General features: G+C 49.0%; 1 protein-coding gene. It reads right to left on the bottom strand.

Going from position 1 to position 259, the window contains the following annotated elements; translation table 11 throughout:
• The coding region (locus R7093_RS26350; protein ID WP_318147166.1) for an N-acetylmuramoyl-L-alanine amidase at positions 1 to 259 on the bottom strand (259 nt) is incomplete at both ends.

Raw genomic sequence — 259 nt, 5'->3', positions numbered from 1 at the left:
GATAAATCCAGTCTCTACAAGGACCGATGGAATTTGTGGCGAACGCAATACTGCCAAGCTAGTGTTGATTGGCTTGGTGTTGTGTAGATGCGCGACGCGTCCCATTTCACCCAAAATTTCGGTCGCCAACTTGTAGCCTTCTTTTTGCGAATGGCTGAACTGGAGATCAAGCAAAGTTTGGTTCACGTTGCGGTCTTTCGTGTTCGTGACAAATGCATTGCCAGACCCACCCAGCAACTCGGACTGTTTCTCGTGGTTC

It is taken from the genome of Vibrio sp. 1580 (assembly GCF_033340055.1).
The sequence above is the reverse complement of the archived record's forward strand: the minus strand, read 5'-3'. Positions and strand labels throughout refer to the sequence as shown.